Origin of the sequence: Burkholderia sp. Bp8963 (assembly GCF_003854275.1) — a bacterium.
Taxonomy (GTDB): domain Bacteria; phylum Pseudomonadota; class Gammaproteobacteria; order Burkholderiales; family Burkholderiaceae; genus Burkholderia.
Genome location: NZ_QTQP01000024.1, coordinates 92029 through 108498 on the forward strand (window position 1 = coordinate 92029; position 16470 = coordinate 108498).

At 69.5% G+C, this 16470-nt stretch carries 8 protein-coding genes; all 8 read left to right on the plus strand.

The window, feature by feature from the left end; genetic code table 11:
• Positions 1-25 precede the first annotated feature (25 nt).
• The 8 genes from DID96_RS20835 to DID96_RS20870 all read left to right on the plus strand — a co-directional run bounded on the left by DID96_RS20835 (position 26) and on the right by DID96_RS20870 (position 16412).
• On the plus strand, positions 26-1027 hold the full coding sequence (locus DID96_RS20835; RefSeq protein ID WP_124601159.1) for a glycosyltransferase: 1002 nt from the start codon (positions 26-28) through the stop codon (positions 1025-1027).
• Positions 1028-1035: 8 nt separating this feature from the next.
• The gene (locus DID96_RS20840) at positions 1036-1818 is read left to right on the plus strand and encodes an SGNH/GDSL hydrolase family protein (protein ID WP_124601160.1); all 783 of its coding nucleotides are present in this window, start codon (positions 1036-1038) and stop codon (positions 1816-1818) included.
• Entirely contained in the window at positions 1815-4031 is a 2217-nt protein-coding gene (locus DID96_RS20845) for a capsular polysaccharide biosynthesis protein (protein ID WP_124601161.1), read from the plus strand. Before DID96_RS20840 ends, DID96_RS20845 begins: the two co-directional genes overlap by 4 nt.
• Before the next feature lie 270 nt (positions 4032-4301).
• On the plus strand, positions 4302-5528 hold the full coding sequence (locus DID96_RS20850; RefSeq protein ID WP_124601162.1) for a capsule biosynthesis protein: 1227 nt from the start codon (positions 4302-4304) through the stop codon (positions 5526-5528).
• Positions 5515-6300, plus strand: a complete 786-nt coding sequence (locus DID96_RS20855) for an SDR family oxidoreductase (RefSeq protein WP_124601163.1) — start codon at positions 5515-5517, stop codon at positions 6298-6300. Before DID96_RS20850 ends, DID96_RS20855 begins: the two co-directional genes overlap by 14 nt.
• A 1-nt stretch (position 6301) precedes the next feature.
• The gene (locus DID96_RS20860; RefSeq protein WP_124601164.1) at positions 6302-7834 is read left to right on the plus strand and encodes an LTA synthase family protein; all 1533 of its coding nucleotides are present in this window, start codon (positions 6302-6304) and stop codon (positions 7832-7834) included.
• A complete protein-coding gene (locus DID96_RS20865; protein WP_124601165.1) occupies positions 7831-15501 on the plus strand; it encodes a type I polyketide synthase in 7671 nt (2556 codons plus the stop codon). The genes DID96_RS20860 and DID96_RS20865 overlap by 4 nt, the downstream gene beginning before the upstream one ends.
• Complete coding sequence (locus DID96_RS20870) at positions 15498-16412, plus strand: UDP-3-O-acyl N-acetylglycosamine deacetylase (RefSeq protein WP_124601166.1); 915 nt, start codon at positions 15498-15500, stop codon at positions 16410-16412. The genes DID96_RS20865 and DID96_RS20870 overlap by 4 nt, the downstream gene beginning before the upstream one ends.
• Positions 16413-16470: the final 58 nt, after the last annotated feature.

Sequence of the window (16470 nt, forward strand, 5' to 3'; positions counted from 1 at the left end):
ATCCGTTCGTTAGTGGTAGCCAAGATTGAGCATTGAAACGTATCCGACCATCGCGCTGGTAGCGGACGGATTGACATCGTCGAGTCTCGTATTCGACGGTCGCGTCATCCCGGTGGGGCCTTGCGATTACCGGTGGCGGCTGGCATTCGCGCGTCCCGACTATCTGCTCGTCGAGTCGGCGTGGTCCGGCCTGCGCGATCGGTGGAAATACAAGATTGCCGCTTATCCGGGGCATCCGGAGCGAACCAATCGCGCGCTGGTCAGGCTCGTCCAGGCGGCGAAGGATCGCGGCATTCCCACTGTGTTCTGGAACAAGGAGGACTCGGTTCATTTCGAGCGATTCGTGGAAAGCGCGAAGCTGTTCGACCACGTCTTCACGGTCGACGCCAACGCGGTGCAACGCTACAAGGCCGTCATGGGCGAAAACGCGTCGGTGCACACGCTGATGTTCGCGATCCAGCCGCGCACGCACGGCTTTACGGGCTTCAACTTCAAGCACCGGCGGGCGAATTTCGTCGGCAGCTACAGCAGCGAAAATCACGTGCGTCGTCGCGCCTGGCAGGACACGCTGTTCGGTGCCGCGTGCCGCAGCGGCCTCGGTCTTACCGTGGTCGATCGCAATTCGGGGCGCAAGGCGTCGCATTACCGCTTTCCCGCGCTCGAGGGGCTCGACGTGCGGCATGCCGTCAAACACGAGCAGACGGCGCAGATGTATCGCGACTATGTGGTGTCCCTGAACGTGAATACGGTCGAGGATTCGCCGACGATGTTTTCCCGACGGTTCGTCGAAATCCTCGGCTGCGGCGGGATTGCGGTAACGACGCCGGCGATGTCAGTCGACGCCATGTTTGCCGACTTCTGCCACGTTGTCCGGAACGACGACGAAGCACGCGAGCTGTTTGCGCGTCTGCGAAACGGGCCGTCCGATCGCGACCTCGAGCGCGCGCGCGCCGGCGCGGAGCATGTGGCGAAACATCACACGTGGCAGCATCGCCTGCAGCAGATCGCGGAGGTACTGGGAAGGTGAGCGCGATCATGCGAGACGCGCACGAGGCGCTGTCGCTGCGCGTATGGCGGCGGCTCGCGCTGCCCACGCACCCGGGCTACCGCGCCCGGGTACTGGTGCTTGGCGACTCGCACGTCCGCGTCTTCGAGCACGTCTGGTTTGCCATCTCGCTTCCGCGCGTGCGCTTCGACATCGAATACGTGCCGGGTGCAACGGCGATCGGCATCGAAAACCGGAATTCGATCACGTCGGCCTTGCTCCGTTTCACGGATCGCCTGGCGTTGTCGCGTCACGACTGGGTATTGCTCAACCTCGGAGAGGTCGATACCGCGTACTCGCTGTGGAAGCTGGTCGAGTTCCGATCATGCCCGATTCCGGAATTGCTCGACGAGGCCATCCGCAACTATTGCGACTTCATCACCGAAGTCGCCGCGTCGCATCGCGTGGCAGTGCTGAGCGCACCGTTGCCAACCCTCGCCGATCAGGCCGCGCCATGCGACGAAACGGCCGCCGTGCGCCAGCAGGTCTCAGCTTCCCAGCGGGAACGAACCGAACTCGCGCTCGAATTCAACGCCCGCGTCAGGGCGTTCTGCGAAGCGCACGACGTGCCGTACCTCGACTCGAGCCCATACGCGCTCGGCCCGGACGGCCTCGTGAAGCAGTCCTGGCGCCATCGTCGCCGCTTCGACCATCATTACGCGCGCGCGCCGTACGCGCGGTGTCTCGCAAAGCAGCTGAAAGCGTTGTTCCGAAAGCCGGCCGCGCGCCGCGCCGGACCGACGGCCACTGAGCGTGACGAGGTGCACCCGTGAGCCGGCCGAAGCGCTGGGCCGTCCCATTCCAGAGCGTCGGCCTGTGGTCGTGGCTCGGCACGAACCCGTGGCTCGACGGCGTCGTGCGCTGCTGCCTGCCGTGGCAACTGTCCGGCGTAACCGGCGTGCTCGGCTGGGGCCTTCGCGAAAGCGGCCGGCGCGCGCAGGCGTGGGCGGAACGCGCTGGTGTCGACGTGCTGCGCATCGAGGACGGCTTCCTGCGTTCGGTGTCACTCGGCGTGCTGGGCGACAACGCCCTCTCCGTCGTCATCGACGACCTCGGCATCTACTACGACGCAACCCGCCCGTCCCGCCTCGAGGCGCTTGTCAAGGAAGCAGCCGCGGCCGGCGACGCGTCCGCGAACACCGGCTCCGCCGCCCAACGCGCGATGTCCCTGATCGTCCGCCACGGCCTGTCCAAATACAACCACGCGCCCGACTTCGTGCCGCCGGAAGGCTGGCGCGACGACGCCGTCCTCGTCGTCGACCAGACGCGCGGCGACGTCGCGGTGCGCCTGGGCGGCGCCGACGAATCGTCGTTCCGCGCGATGCTGGCCGCCGCGCTCGCCGAAAACCCGGACAAACCCGTCTGGGTCAAGACGCACCCCGACGTGATGTGCGGCAAGAAAACCGGCTACCTCGTCGACGATGCACTCGTCGATCCACGGGTGCGGCTGCTGCCGCTCGATGTCAGCCCGCCGTCGCTGCTGAAGCGGGTCAGCAAGGTCTACGCGGTGTCGTCGCAGATGGGATTCGAGGCGTTGCTGTGCGGCAAGCCGGTCGCGACATTCGGGCTGCCATGGTATGCGGGCTGGGGCCTGACCGACGACCGGCATCCGGCCGCGCCCGCGCTGGCGGCCCGCCGCGGCGGCGCGACGCTGGTTCAGCTGTTCGATGCCGCGTACCTGCAGTACTGCCGTTACGTGAATCCCGAAACCGGCAAGCGCGGCACGATCTTCGACGTGATCGCCCATCTCGCGAAGCAGCGCCGCATGAACGCCGTTTCGCACGGCGAACTGGTGTGCGTCAGCCTGAGCCTGTGGAAACGCAGCGTCGTCGCGCCGTTCCTGCGGCAGGGCGGTGCGCGCGTGCGCTGCGTCGCGAGCCCGGAGGCGTTGCGGCGCCTTCCGCCTGACCCGTCACGATGCGTGGTGCTGTGGGGCGCGCGGCATCCCGAGGTCGCGGCTATCGCCCGCGAGCTGAACCTGCCGGTGCTGCGCATGGAGGATGGCTTCATCCGGTCGGTCGGTCTCGGCTCGAACCTGATCGCGCCGCTGTCGCTCGTGATCGACGATCTCGGCATCTATTTCGATCCGCGCACGCCGTCGCGGCTGGAATCGATTCTCGAGCACGCGGAGTTCGACGACGCTGAACTGCGCGAGGCGCGCACCGTGCGCACTGCGCTGGTCGATGCCCGCCTCGGCAAGTACAACGTCGGCGAGGGTGGCGTCGTGCTGCCGGAGCCCCGGCCTGCCTCCGTGATCCTGGTGCCGGGCCAGGTCGAGGACGATGCGTCGATCCGCACGGGATCGCCGTGGATTTCCACGAATCTCGAACTGCTCGCGGCCGTGCGCGGGGCGCACCCCGATGCATTCATCGTCTTCAAGCCGCACCCGGACGTGGTGAGCGGCAACCGGGCGGGCGCGGTCCCGCTGCATGACGCGCAACGGCTTGCCGACGTCGTGGCGCCCGATGCGGACGTCATCGCATGTCTCGAGCAGGTGGACGAGGTGCACACGATGACGTCGCTGGCCGGTTTCGAGGCGCTGCTGCGCGGCAAGCGCGTCGTCTGCTATGGCGCGCCGTTCTATGCGGGGTGGGGGCTCACACGCGATGTGTTTGCCGGCATACCGGCGCCGGGCACGCCGTCGCCGCGCGTGCACGCGCACGCCGCCGGCGACGTGCCGGACACGCATCCGGTCTGGTCCAGGCGCCGCCGTCGCCTCGCGCTGGACGAACTGGTCGCGGGCACGTTGCTGCGCTATCCGCGATATGTCCACCCGGTTTCGCGGATCGCGATCGACGCGCAACGCGCAATTGCGCTGCTTCATGCGCAGCGGCAGGCGACGGGGCAGGGACGAATGAAGCGCAATTGGGCGGTGCAACAGTTCGGAAAAATGAAAATGTGGCTGCTCACGACCTATGCTGAATATCGGGTGACGGCCGGAAAATCGATCTATATGGGTCTTCAGCGCTGGCTCGCGAAGCTTTAGCGAATCGGCGCCGGTTCCAGCGCCTGCCGGTTTTCGGCTTCGGCCGGCCTGGCGGGCGGCAGCGGGAGATCCCACCGCGGCCATTCGAGCGTCACATTTTTCGCGTATTGGCGGTTGTAGGGGGGTATCGGGAAACGATACAATCTTTCACCTATAAATCCGGGGTCGAAAATACAGGCAGCGCGCTGACTTATGTCGGCGGTCGGCGCATTCGGGGCGTAATTCCGGGCGAATGCGTAAAAATATTGAAAATGATTAATCACATTAATAATGCGACGCTCTTTCCTCGTGCTGCAAGGCACGGCATCGCCGTTCTTTAGCCGGCTGGCCGATGTCTTGCTCAGCCGTGGGCATCGCATTCGCAGAGTGAATTTCTGCGGAGGGGACCTGATCTATGCCGGAAAGGAGCTGTCTTGCGACTACACAGGGTCCGCGGACGAGCTGGCCGACTGGTACGCGGGTGCGTTGCGCGCCGACGGCGTGACCGACGTGATCCTGTTCGGCGACTGTCGGGCGATCCATCGCCCCGTGCACCCCGTTGCCCGTGATCACGGCGCCACCGTGCACGTGTTCGAGGAAGGCTACGTCCGGCCGCACTGGCTCACGCTCGAACGGCATGGCGTCAACGGCCGGTCGCTGCTGTCGCGCGATCCGGCGTGGTACCTGTCGCAGCGCGACTCGACCCCGCCGCGCGACCTGGGGCGTGCGACCGGCTACAAGCTGTCGGTCCGCGCGTTTCACGACATCCGCTATCGCGCCGCGAACACGCTGCACCAGGCGCGCTTTCCGAACTATCGCAGCCACCGTCCGCGCAATGGCTTCGTCGAATACGCGGGACTCGCGGCGCGCGCGGTCCGGCAGCCGCTGTACGACCGCGAAGCGGAACGCGTCACGCGCCGGCTGTTTGCCGGCAAGCGGCCGTATTACCTGCTGCCGCTCCAGGTCAATGCGGATGCGCAGATCGTCCATCACTCGCCGTTCGACAGCGTGCGCGATTCGATCGACGTCGTGCTGCGCTCGTTTGCGCTGCATGCGCCGGGCGGGCACGATCTCGTGGTGAAGAACCATCCGCTCGACACGGGGCTGTTCGACTATCGCGGCCATGTGGGCCGCCTCGCACGCGAACTCGGCATCGCCGATCGCGTGATGTTCATCGACGCCGGCCATCTGCCGACCTTGCTCGACCATACGCGCGGCGTGGTGCTCGTCAACAGCACGACCGGGATGTCGGCGCTCTACCACCATTGCCCGCTCATCGCACTGGGTACGGCCATCTATGACATGCCGGGCCTGACGTGGCAAGGTGGGCTGGATACCTTCTGGCGGCATTCGGGACCGCCGGATGAAAGACTGTTTCAGGCCTTTCTCGACTACGTGATCTACCGTACGCAGATCAACGGGGATTTCTATACGCGCAAGGGGATCGACATGGCGGTGGCAGGGTCCGTGCGACGACTGGAAGCAACACGCCTGGAGGTGACCGATGCCGTCACGTGAGCCGCGGCACATCGTGATCACCGGTGCGAGCGCCGGGATCGGGCGCGCGCTTGCGCTGCGCTACGCGTCGCCGGGCGTCGTGATGGGGCTCATCGGCCGCGATGACGTGCGTCTCGCGGACGTCGCGGCCGCGTGCCGCGAGCACGGCGCCGTCGTCGAGACGGGGCGGGTGGACGTCTGCGATGCCGACGCGATGCGAGCCTGGCTCGACGCGTTCGACGACGCGCATCCGGTCGACCTGCTGATTGCCAATGCGGGCATCGCGAGCACGCTCGCGCACGCGGCGGACTGGGAGGATCTGGCGCGCACTGCGGCCGTCGTCGACACGAACCTGTATGGCGCGCTGCACGCGGTTCTGCCGGTGATCGCGCGCATGCGGACGCGCCGTCACGGCCATATCGCGATGGTCAGTTCGATCGCGGCGCTGCGCGGGATGGCGATTTCGCCGGCCTATTGCGCGAGCAAGGCGGCGATCAAGGCTTACGGCGACTCGGTGCGGCCCGTGCTTGCGCGTGACGGTGTCCGGATGTCGGTGATCCTGCCCGGCTTCGTGAAGACCTCGATGAGCGACGTGTTCCCGGGCGACAAGCGGCAAATGTGGTCGGCGGATCGTGCCGCGCGCCTTATCCGGCGCAAGCTCGACGCGGGGCGTGCGGAAATCGCCTTTCCGGGCATGCTCGTGCTCGGGATGCGCTTGCTGGCGCTGCTGCCCGCCGCGCTGGCGGACGCCATTCTCGGAAAGCTCTCGTATCTGCCGCGCGAGGGGCGCTAGCATGGCTGGCGTGCACGCACTCGTCTTTGCCGCGGCGCTCGTCGCGTCGTTCGGCCTGGATGCCGTCGCGGTTCCGCGTGCGCCGCTGCGCAGATCCCCGTGGGCCGTGCTGCTGCATCTCGTTGCGGTGTCGTGTATCGGCGCATGCGTGTATGCGGTCACGATGCGGCCGGTGTTTTCGGCCTGTGTCGCCGCCGCGCTGGTCGCGCTGCTCGCGGCGGTCAGCAATGCGAAGTACGAGTCGCTGCGCGAACCGTTCGTGTTCACCGATCTCAGCCTGTTCAGCCAGTTGTTCGCGCATCCGCGGCTCTATCTGCCGTTTCTCAGTATCGGGAAAGTCGTGGCGATCGCGAGCGGCGTCGCGCTGCTCGTGGCCGGATGCCTGGTCGATCGTCCTGCGTCCGCGCCGCGCGCGGCGGCCGCGCTCGGCGCGCTCGCGTGCATCGTCGTCGCGCGCCGGGTAGCCGCGCGCATGCCGCTGACGCTCGACGCATTCGACGACCAGCGCCGTCACGGTTTCTTCGCCGTGTTCGTCGCGTACCTGCTCAACGGGATGCGCAGAACGACGTTCCGGACCTTCGACACAGCGGTCACGCACGGCCCGTTCGCAGCGGGCGCGCCGCGGCGCCAACCCGACGTGATCGTGATCCAGAGCGAGTCGTTCTTCGACATCCGCCGCGCGACGTCCGCGGTCAGGCCGACGCTGATGTCGGCGTTCGACCGCGCGCGGCGCGAAGCCGTCGCGCATGGCGCACTGACCGTTCCGGCGTGGGGCGCGAATACGATGCGCACGGAGTTCGCAGTGCTGACGGGCATTGCGCCGGCGTCGCTCGGTTATGCGCGCTTCTATCCCTATGCATTCCTGCGCCGCGCATGCTCGTCGCTCGCCGGCTGGTTCAAGCGCGGAGGCTACCGGACGCTCGCGATCCATCCGTATCACGCGGACTTCTTCGGACGGGACCGCGTGTTCCCGCTGATGCAGTTCGACGCGTTCATGGACATCCGCAGCTTCGACGGCAAGCCGCGGGTGGGGCAGTACGTCGCGGACGCGGCGGTCGCGGATGCGATCATCGATGCGCTCGACGCGCCGCGCGAGCAGCCGGCCTTCATCTTCGCGATGACGATGGAGAACCATGGTCCGCTTCATCTCGAGCCGGTAGCGCCCGGCGATGGGGGCCGGTTCCATGCGCTCGGCGAAGGCGCTGCGTGGCGGGATCTGACCGCGTATCTGCGTCACGTCGACAACGCGAACGCGATGATCGAGCGGCTGCTCGACCATGCGCGGCGGCGCGAGCACGACACGATCGTCTGCTTCTACGGCGATCATGTGCCGGCGTTGCCGAAAGTATTTGGTAATCTTGGCGTCATGCCAGATCGGAGCGAGTATTTCATTTGGCGAAATACCGCGGCACCCGCCGCTTCCGCACGTGACGTCGGGGCGGAAGAACTCGGCCAGCTGCTGCTGGCCATCACGAATTCGAACGAGCCGCGCGCGCACGCATGCGATGCGCTGGCCAAGTCAGAAAAAGCATGAACAAGCACATAGCGATCATCGGGATGGCATGCCGGTTTCCCGGTGGGGTTGAGGGGCCCGACGACTTCTGGCAACTGTTGCGCGACGAACGGGACGCAGTGACCTGCATTCCGCCGGACCGCTTCGGCACGGGGTTCTATCAGCACCCGTCGAAGCGCGAGCCGGGCAAGAGCTACACGTTCGCCGCGGGCGTCCTCGACGACGTCGCCGGTTTCGACGCGGCGTTCTTCGGCATCTCGCCGCGCGAAGCGGCCCAGATGGATCCGCAGCAGCGCCTGCTGCTCGAGCTCGCGTGGGAGGCGTTCGAGGACGCCGGCGTGCGCCCGGCCGCGATGCGCGGCAGCAATTGCGGTGTCTTTGTCGGTGCCGCGAGCATGGATTACGGCAACCGCAACATGGACGATCTGAACGTGATCGATCCGTATTCGGCCACCGGCAACACGCTCAGCATCGCGTCGAACCGCGTGTCCTACCTGTTCGACCTGCGTGGCCCGAGCATGTCGGTCGACACCGCATGCTCTTCGTCGCTCGTCGCGCTGCACCAGGCCGTGCAGGCACTCCAGTCCGGCGAGGCCGAGCTGGCGCTCGCAGGCGGCGTCAACCTGCTGCTGCATCCGTTCGGCTTCGTCAGCTTCTCGAAGGCGTCGATGCTGTCGCCGCGCGGCCGCTGCCGTGCGTTCGATGCGACGGGCGACGGCTACGTCCGCTCGGAAGGCGGCGCGTTCGTGCTGCTGAAGCCGCTCGACCGCGCGCTCGCCGATGGCGACACGATCCACGCAGTGATCGCCGGCTCCGGCGTGAACTCGGTCGGCCATTCGCCGGGCGGCATCAGCGTGCCGGGCGCGGCGGCGCAGGCGGCGCTGCTGCGCAACGTCTACGCGCGCGCGGGCATCGATCCGCGCTCACTCGCGTATCTCGAAGCGCACGGCACCGGCACGGCAGTCGGCGATCCGATCGAGGCCCGCGCGCTGATCGACGTGGTGGCGGGGCAGCGTCCGGCGGACCAGCCGCTCCTGATCGGCTCGGTAAAGACCAACATCGGTCACCTCGAAACGGCATCCGGGATGGCCGGCCTGCTGAAGGCCGTGCTGTGCCTGAAGCACCGCGCGGTGCCGCGCTCGCTGCACTTCGTCACGCCGAACCCGGGCATCGATTTCGACGGTGGCCGCCTGCGCGTGGTCGATCGGTACACGACGCTCGACGAAGACGGCACGCCGCTGACGATGGGTGTCAACTCGTTCGGCTTCGGCGGTACCAACGCGCACGTGGTGTTGATGGAGGCGCCGTCCGATCCGTCCGCCGAACCGGCCACGCCGGCCGCAGTCACGCCAGCCTTGCCCGCCACGCCGTCGCCGCTCGTGCTGACCGCGCGCAGCGCCACGGCGCTTGCCGCGCTCGCCGGCCGCCATCTGGCGCCGCTCGACGACGGCGGCGACTGGCAGGCGCTGGCCGCGGCCGCCACGCGCCGCCGTCAATGGCTCGAACATCGCGCGATCGTCGCGCCGGCCGATGTCGCCGAAGGGCGTGCGGCGCTCGCCGCGCTGGCGCAGCCGTCGCCGGACGCGCTGCCCGCCTGCGTGGTGACGGGCGACGTGCCGGCCGACGTCCCGGCCGACGCGGCGCGCACCGCGCTCGTGTTCTCCGGCAACGGCTGCCAGTGGGCCGGGATGGGCAAGCAGCTGTATGAAGAGGATCCGGTGTTCCGCACGGCGCTCGACGAAGTCGATGCGCTCTGGTGCGCGGACGGCAGCCCGTCGCTCGTCGACGTGATGCGCGAGGGCGCGAGCGCCGAGTGGCTCGAGGCGACCGAGCACGCGCAGCCGCTGCTGTTCGCGATCCAGGTCGGGATGACGCGCGTGATCGATGCACGCGGCATGCGCCATGACGCGGCGATTGGACACAGCGTCGGCGAGATCGCCGCCGCGTGGGTGACGGGCGCGCTGTCGCTCACGGATGCGGTGCGCGTGATCAAGATCCGCAGCCGCGCGCAGGCGCTGACCAAGGGCAGCGGCCGGATGGCGGCCGCGGGCCTCGGCGAGGTGGCGGCGCGCGAGCTGATCGCGGGTGACGGACTCGCGCGGCTCGTGGAGATCGCGGGCGTGAACAGCCCGGAATCGGTGACGCTCGCAGGCTCGCTGCAGGGGCTGCAGGCAATCGAGGCGTCGCTGCGCGGCAGCGGCAAGTTCTTCCAGATGCTGAACCTCGACTACGCGTTCCACAGCAGCCACATGGACCGCATCGAGCCTGTCGTACGCGCCGAGCTGGCCGGCATCCGGCCGCAGCCGGGCACCGGCGGCTTCGTGTCGACCGTGACGGGCGGCGCGCTGTCGGGCAGCGAACTGGACGCCGCTTACTGGTGGCGCAACATCCGCGAGCCGGTGCGCTTCGGCGCCGGCATCGCGCATCTGATCGCAGACGGCGTGCGCGTGTTCGTCGAGGTGTCGCCGCATTCGATCCTGCGCACCTACGTGAAGCAGACGCTCGCTGCGGCCAACACGGCCGGCGTGTCGCTGCCGACGCTCAAGCGCGACCACGGCAGCGCGGCGATGCTGCAGCACGCGATTCTCGCGGCGATCGCGCACGGCGCCGCCGTCGATCCCGATCGCTTCGCACCGGGTGCGTCGCATGCGTTGCATGTAGCGCTGCCGACCTATCCGTGGCAGCGAGACCGCTACTGGCTGACGCCGACCGCGGACGGCTATGGCCTCGTGAACCGCCGCCGCGAACATCCGCTCCTCGGCTACCGCCTGCACGAGCATGCGTTTGCGTGGGAGAACCAGCTCGATCCCGCGAAGCTGCCGATGCTGGCCGATCACGTCGTCGACGGCGGCGTCGCGTTCCCGGGCGCGGGCTACGTGGAAATGGCGCTGGCCGCCGCGCGCGTGTATTTCGAAACACCGGACGTGGCGCTCGAGAATCTCGAGATCCGCGCGCCGGTCGTGTTCCAGCCGCAGCAGTCGAAGCAGTTCCGGCTTGCGATCGAGCCGCGCACCGCGACCTTCGTGATCGAGACGCGCGACCGGATGTCCGAAGGCGCGTGGACGCTCAACGTGACGGGCCGGATGCTGGCCAGCGGCAACACGCTCGACGCGGCCAGCACGGTGCCGCCGGCGACGCTCGACGCGCTGCTTGCGCTGCCGGCGATGAGCGGCGACGCGCTGTATGCGAGCACGGCGGCGATCGGCCTCGGCTACGGACCGGCGTTCCGCTGGGTCAGCGCGGTGCGCGTCGCCGACGATGCTGCGCTGGCCGACGTCGCCGCGCCGGCCGCGTGCGGCGACGCGCAGGCGCTCGCTGCCTACCTGCTGCATCCGGCGCTGATGGACAGCGGCTTCCATCCGCTGTTCGCGCTGCTCGCCGCACACGCACGCGACGACGAGCATCCGGCTTACGTGCCGGTACAGATCGGCCGCGTCGACTACCTGCGCGGCGACACGGTCGCACGTGTGCTGGCGCGTATCGACCGGCGCAGTCCGCACTCGATCGTCGCGACCTTCGCGTTTCTCGATGCGCGGGGCGCGATCGTCGCGCGGCTCGGCGGCTGTCGGTTCCGGCGCGTGGATCTCGTCGGCCGCCGGCAGAATCCGCCGGCACGCTTTGTCTACACGCTCGAGGAAACCCCGCTGCCAGGCGACGTCCACGCGGTGGGCCTGCCGGCGCCCGGCGCGCTGCTGGAGCAGGCGGCGGCCCGGCTTGCCGCGGTCGAGAACGGCGGCGAGCGTGCGCGGCACCTCACCGAAATCGTGCCGCTGCTCGACGTGCTGGCGAGCCTCTACGCGCTGCGGGCATTCGATACGCTCGGCGTGTTCGGCAGCACGTGGCAGCCCGCGCCCGCGCATGCGGCGCTCGCCGGGCGGCTCGCGAACATGCTGGTCGAAGATGGCCTCGCGCACCGCGACGGCGGCCGTCTCGTGCGCGACGATGAAGCGTGCGCGGCGCTGCCGCCGCTCGACGAGCTGTGGCGCGGCCTGTTGGCCGAGTCGCCCGCGCATGTCGCCGAGCTGACGCTGCTCGCGCATTGCGGCGCGGCGCTGCCCGACGTGCTGAACGGCACGCAGGATCCCGCGCGCGTGCTGTCGCCGACCGGGCACAGCCTCGTCGAACACTTCTTTGCCGCGTCGCCGACCTGGCGCCACGCGCATGCATTGCTGAAGGCCGGCGTCGAACAGGCGCTCGACGCGTGGCGTCCGACGCGCCGTCTGCGCGTGCTCGAGCTGAACGCGACCGACGGCGACGTGCTTCAGACGCTCGGCCTTCATCTGCCGGCCGCGCGCTGCGATTACGCGATTGCCGCGACGGCCGGCCAGCTGGCGGGCTTCGAGGCCGATGCGGATGCGGGCGTGCGCACGGTCGCGTTGCAGCCTGGCGAGCGCCTGGCGCTGGCGGGCGACGATGCGGGGCCCTACGACGTGGTCGTCGTCAATCGCGGGTTGAGCGGCCGCGAGGATCCGCTCGATGCGCTGCGCGCGATTCATTCGTGGCTCGTGCCGGGCGGGCTGCTGCTGCTCGCCGAGTCGCGCCGCGGCCGCTTCGCGGACATCGTGTTCGGCTTGCAGGCGCTGTCGGCCGATGGCGCGGGGCCGGTGCCGGCGATGCCACTGACGGCACTGACGCCGGCCGATCTCGGCGCGGCGCTTGCCGGCGCCGGGTATGCCGACGTCGCGCGGCACGCGGAACAGTCGCTCGACCTCGAAGGCGCACCGACGTTTGCGATCGCGCGCAAGCCGGTGAACGCCGCCATCAACGTCGCCGCGGACCACGCAGACCACGCAGACGGCCTCGATGCGCTCGCGCGCGCCGAGCGCTGGCTCGTCCTGCACGCGCGGGAATCCGGTGCGTTCGGCGCGCAGCTTGGCGACGCGCTGGTGCGCGCGGGTTACGCAGCCGACGTGCTCGAAACCGCGCACGCGGCCGATGCGATCGCCGCGCTGCCCGACGCGCAGCCGTATCACGTCGTATTCTGCGCGCCGGAGACGGCGCTCGACGACGCGGCGACCGGCGCACAGCTGCTCGCTGCGCAGCGCTCGGGGGCGATCGCGCTCGCGGCGCTCGTGCGCGCGTTCGACGCGCAGGCGAGTGCGGCGGCGCGGCTGACCGTCGTCACGCGCGGCGGCGCGCCGTTCGCCGGCACGGCGAACGCGCATCCGGAACACGCGACGCTGTGGGGCCTCGGCCGGGTGCTCGCGAACGAACATCCGGAGCTGGCCTGCCGCCTCATCGACGTCGATCCTCACGCCGGCGTGGCGCTCGACGTGCTGGTGCGCGAAATGACGGGCACCGCGCTCGAGGAGGAAGTCGTGCTGTCCGCGCGCGGTCGGCTGGTGCCGCGCATGCTGACGGCCGCGAATGCGGCGGTCCGCGAAGCGCGCGATGCCGCGCAGCCGGCGGTGCTCGCGTTCGACGCGCCCGGTTCGCTGCGCAACCTCGAGTGGTTCGCGCTGCCCGCGCACGCGCTTGCCGCCGACGAGATCGAGATCGAGCCGGCGGCGACCGGGCTGAACTTCCGCGACGTGATGTACGCAATGGGCCTGCTGTCCGACGAGGCCGTCGAGAGCGGCTTCGCGGGCGCGACGATCGGCATGGAGCTGTCCGGCCGGGTCGTGCGCGTCGGCGCGGACGTGACGGGCTTCGCGCCCGGCGACGCGGTGCTCGGCTTCGCGCCTGCATCGTTCGCGACGCGCGTGACGACCCGCGCGGCGGCGATGGCGCACAAGCCCGAGCGGCTGTCGTTCGAGGAAGCCGCGACCACGCCGATCACGTTCTTCACCGCGTACTACGCGCTCGTCGAGCTGGCACGCCTGCGCCGCGGCGAGCGGGTGCTCGTGCACGGCGGCGCGGGCGGCGTCGGGATCGCGGCGATCCAGCTCGCGCGTCATTTTGGCGCCGAGGTGTTCGCGACGGCCGGCAGCGACGAGAAGCGCGAGTTCGTCCGCCTGCTCGGCGCCGATCATGTGCTCGATTCGCGCAGCCTGGCGTTCGCGGATGAAATCCGCGCGATGACGGGCGGCGCGGGCATCGATATCGTGCTCAATTCGCTCGCGGGCGAGGCGATGGTGCGCAGCATCGACACGTTGCGTCCGTTCGGCCGATTCCTCGAGCTCGGCAAGCGCGATTTCTACGAGAACAGCCCGATCGGGCTGCGGCCGTTCCGCAACAACATCAGCTATTTCGGCATCGACGCCGACCAGCTGCTGGGCGCGCTACCGGAGCTGACCGCACGCCTGTTCGGCGAAGTGATGGCGCTGTTCGCGGCCGGCGTGCTGCATCCGCTGCCGTATCGCGCGTTCCCGGCGGAGCGCGCGGAAGATGCGTTCCGCTACATGCAGCAGGCACGCCAGATCGGCAAGGTGCTCGTCACCTATCCGTCCGGCACGCCGGCGCCGAAGCGCGGCGTTGCCGCGCCGCGACCGCTGGCGCTCGATCCGCATGGCGCCTATCTGGTGGTCGGCGGCACGGGCGGGCTCGGGTTTGCGAGCGCGCGCCGGATGGTCGAGCGCGGTGCGCGCCACCTGACGCTCGCGAGCCGTTCCGGCACGCTTGCCGCAACGGCCGTGGACGAGGCCGTGCGCTGGCGCGACACGCTCGGCGTGACGGTCGACGTGGTCGCATGCGACGTGACGGATGCGGCCGCGGTCGACGCGATGGTCGCGGCAATCGCCGCGCGCGGCACGCCGCTCAAGGGCGTGCTGCATTCGGCGATGTCGATCGACGACGGCCTTGTGCGCAATCTCGACGACGACCGTTTCGCGGCGGTGCTCGCGCCGAAGGTGGCCGGCGCGTGGAACCTGCATCGGGCGACGCGTCTGCTGGCGCTCGACTGGTTCGTCGTCTATTCGTCGGCGACGACGTATCTCGGCAACCCGGGCCAGTCGAACTACGTCGCAGCCAACAGCTTCGTCGAGGCGCTCGTCGAGCACCGGCGCGCGGCGGGCCTGCCCGGCACGTTCATGGCGTGGGGGCCGCTCGAGGATGTCGGTTTCCTCGCGCGCCACGCGGACACGCGCGAGGCGTTGCAGGCGCGCATCGGCGGCGCGTCGATCACGTCCGACGAGGCGATGGCCGCGCTCGAGCGCGCGCTTATCGTTGGCTCGGTGGGCTCGGCGGGCACGGCAGGCGAAGCGGTGGTGCGCCTCGACTGGCACGCGATCGCGCGCGGGATGCCCGCCGCGAAGGCACGGCGCTACGCGCTGCTGCAGTCGCATGCGGGCGGCGGCGACACGCGCGACGGTGGCGGGCAGCTTCGCGAGGAAGTGCTCGCGCTGGCGCGCGGCGACGCGGTTGCGCTCGTCGCCGAGACGCTGCAAGGGCAGATCGCCCGCATCCTGCACATGACGCCGGAGCGCATTGCGCTCGACAAGTCGGTGCTCGACATGGGGATGGATTCGCTGATGGGCATGGAGCTCGGGCTCGCGGTCGAGGAGGCGTTCGACGTGAAGCTGTCGGTGATGGCGATCGCCGAAGGGGCGAGCGTGACGACGCTGGCCGGCCGGATCGTCGATTCGATCGCGACGTCGGTCGATGGTGACGGCGAATCGGCGGAAGGCGCGGCAGACGATGCCGTTGCCGCGCTCGCCGCGAAGCATGCGCTCGACGGCGACGCGCAGGCGCTGCTCGACGTTGCGCCGGCAGCCGGCGCGGCGCCGGCTGCGCTGGAGACCGCCCAGTGAGCGTGCCGGCCGGTTGGACCGGCAGCCAGGGCACGCTCGCACGCGAGCTGACGATCGCCGGACACGGGTTGCACACGGGCCGGCGGGTCGGCGTGCGGATCCTGCCGGCCCATCCCGAGGACGGCGCGACGGGCATCGTGTTCCGTCGCGTCGCGAACGGCCGCACGCTCGCGACGCTAGCGGTCGATCCCGCATTGCGCCGCGCCCAGCCGCTCTGCACGATGCTGCGCAATGCGGACGGCGTCGGCGTGCGGACCGTCGAGCATCTGCTGGCGTCGCTGCTTGCATGCGAGATCGATCACGCGATCGTCGAGCTCGATGCGGAGGAAGTGCCGATTCTCGACGGCAGCGCCGCGCCGTGGGTCGACGCGATCCGCACCTGCGGGCGCGTCGCGCTGCCCGCGCCGAAGCGCTTCATCCGCGTGCTGCGGCCCGTCGTCGTCGCGGATGGCGACGGCGGCGAACGGCGCGAGATGCGGATCGAGCCTGCGCCGCGCTACGAGCTGAGCGTGCGCAACGACCTGCGCGGCTTCGGCGACATGCATTGGGACGGCGCGCTGACACCTGCCGCGTTCGCGGCCGAGATCGCGCCGTCACGCTCGTACGGGCGCGTGAAGTGGGCGGTGCCCGCGATCGTCGCCGGCTATCTGCGCGGCGTGCCGATCCTGCGCGGCGCGCGGCCGTCGTGTACCGCGTCGATCGTCGGCAGCCGCGTGCTGGGCGGGATGCGGCTTCCCGACGAGTTTGTCCGGCACCGCGTGCTCGATCTCGTCGGCGACCTCGCGCTCGCCGGCGCGCCGTTGCTCGCGCGGGTCAGCGCATGGCGGCCCAGCCACGAGATGAATTTCCGGCTCGTCGATGCGCTGCTGGCCGACACCGGCGCGTGGGAGTGGGCCGAGTTCCCGGCGTAATGCCGGCGAGCACGGGAGCGCCGCGCATTTGCGGCATAACATGGCGTTTTTTTAGAGA

Excerpts from the sequence above, each read along its gene's own strand:
- DID96_RS20840 (WP_124601160.1), top strand. The coding sequence starts at position 1,036 with ATGCGAGACGCGCACGAGGCGCTGTCGCTGCGCGTATGGCGGCGGCTC.
- DID96_RS20850 (WP_124601162.1), top strand. The coding sequence starts at position 4,302 with ATGCGACGCTCTTTCCTCGTGCTGCAAGGCACGGCATCGCCGTTCTTT.
- DID96_RS20855 (WP_124601163.1), top strand. The coding sequence starts at position 5,515 with ATGCCGTCACGTGAGCCGCGGCACATCGTGATCACCGGTGCGAGCGCC.
- DID96_RS20860 (WP_124601164.1), top strand. The coding sequence starts at position 6,302 with ATGGCTGGCGTGCACGCACTCGTCTTTGCCGCGGCGCTCGTCGCGTCG.
- DID96_RS20865 (WP_124601165.1), top strand. The coding sequence starts at position 7,831 with ATGAACAAGCACATAGCGATCATCGGGATGGCATGCCGGTTTCCCGGT.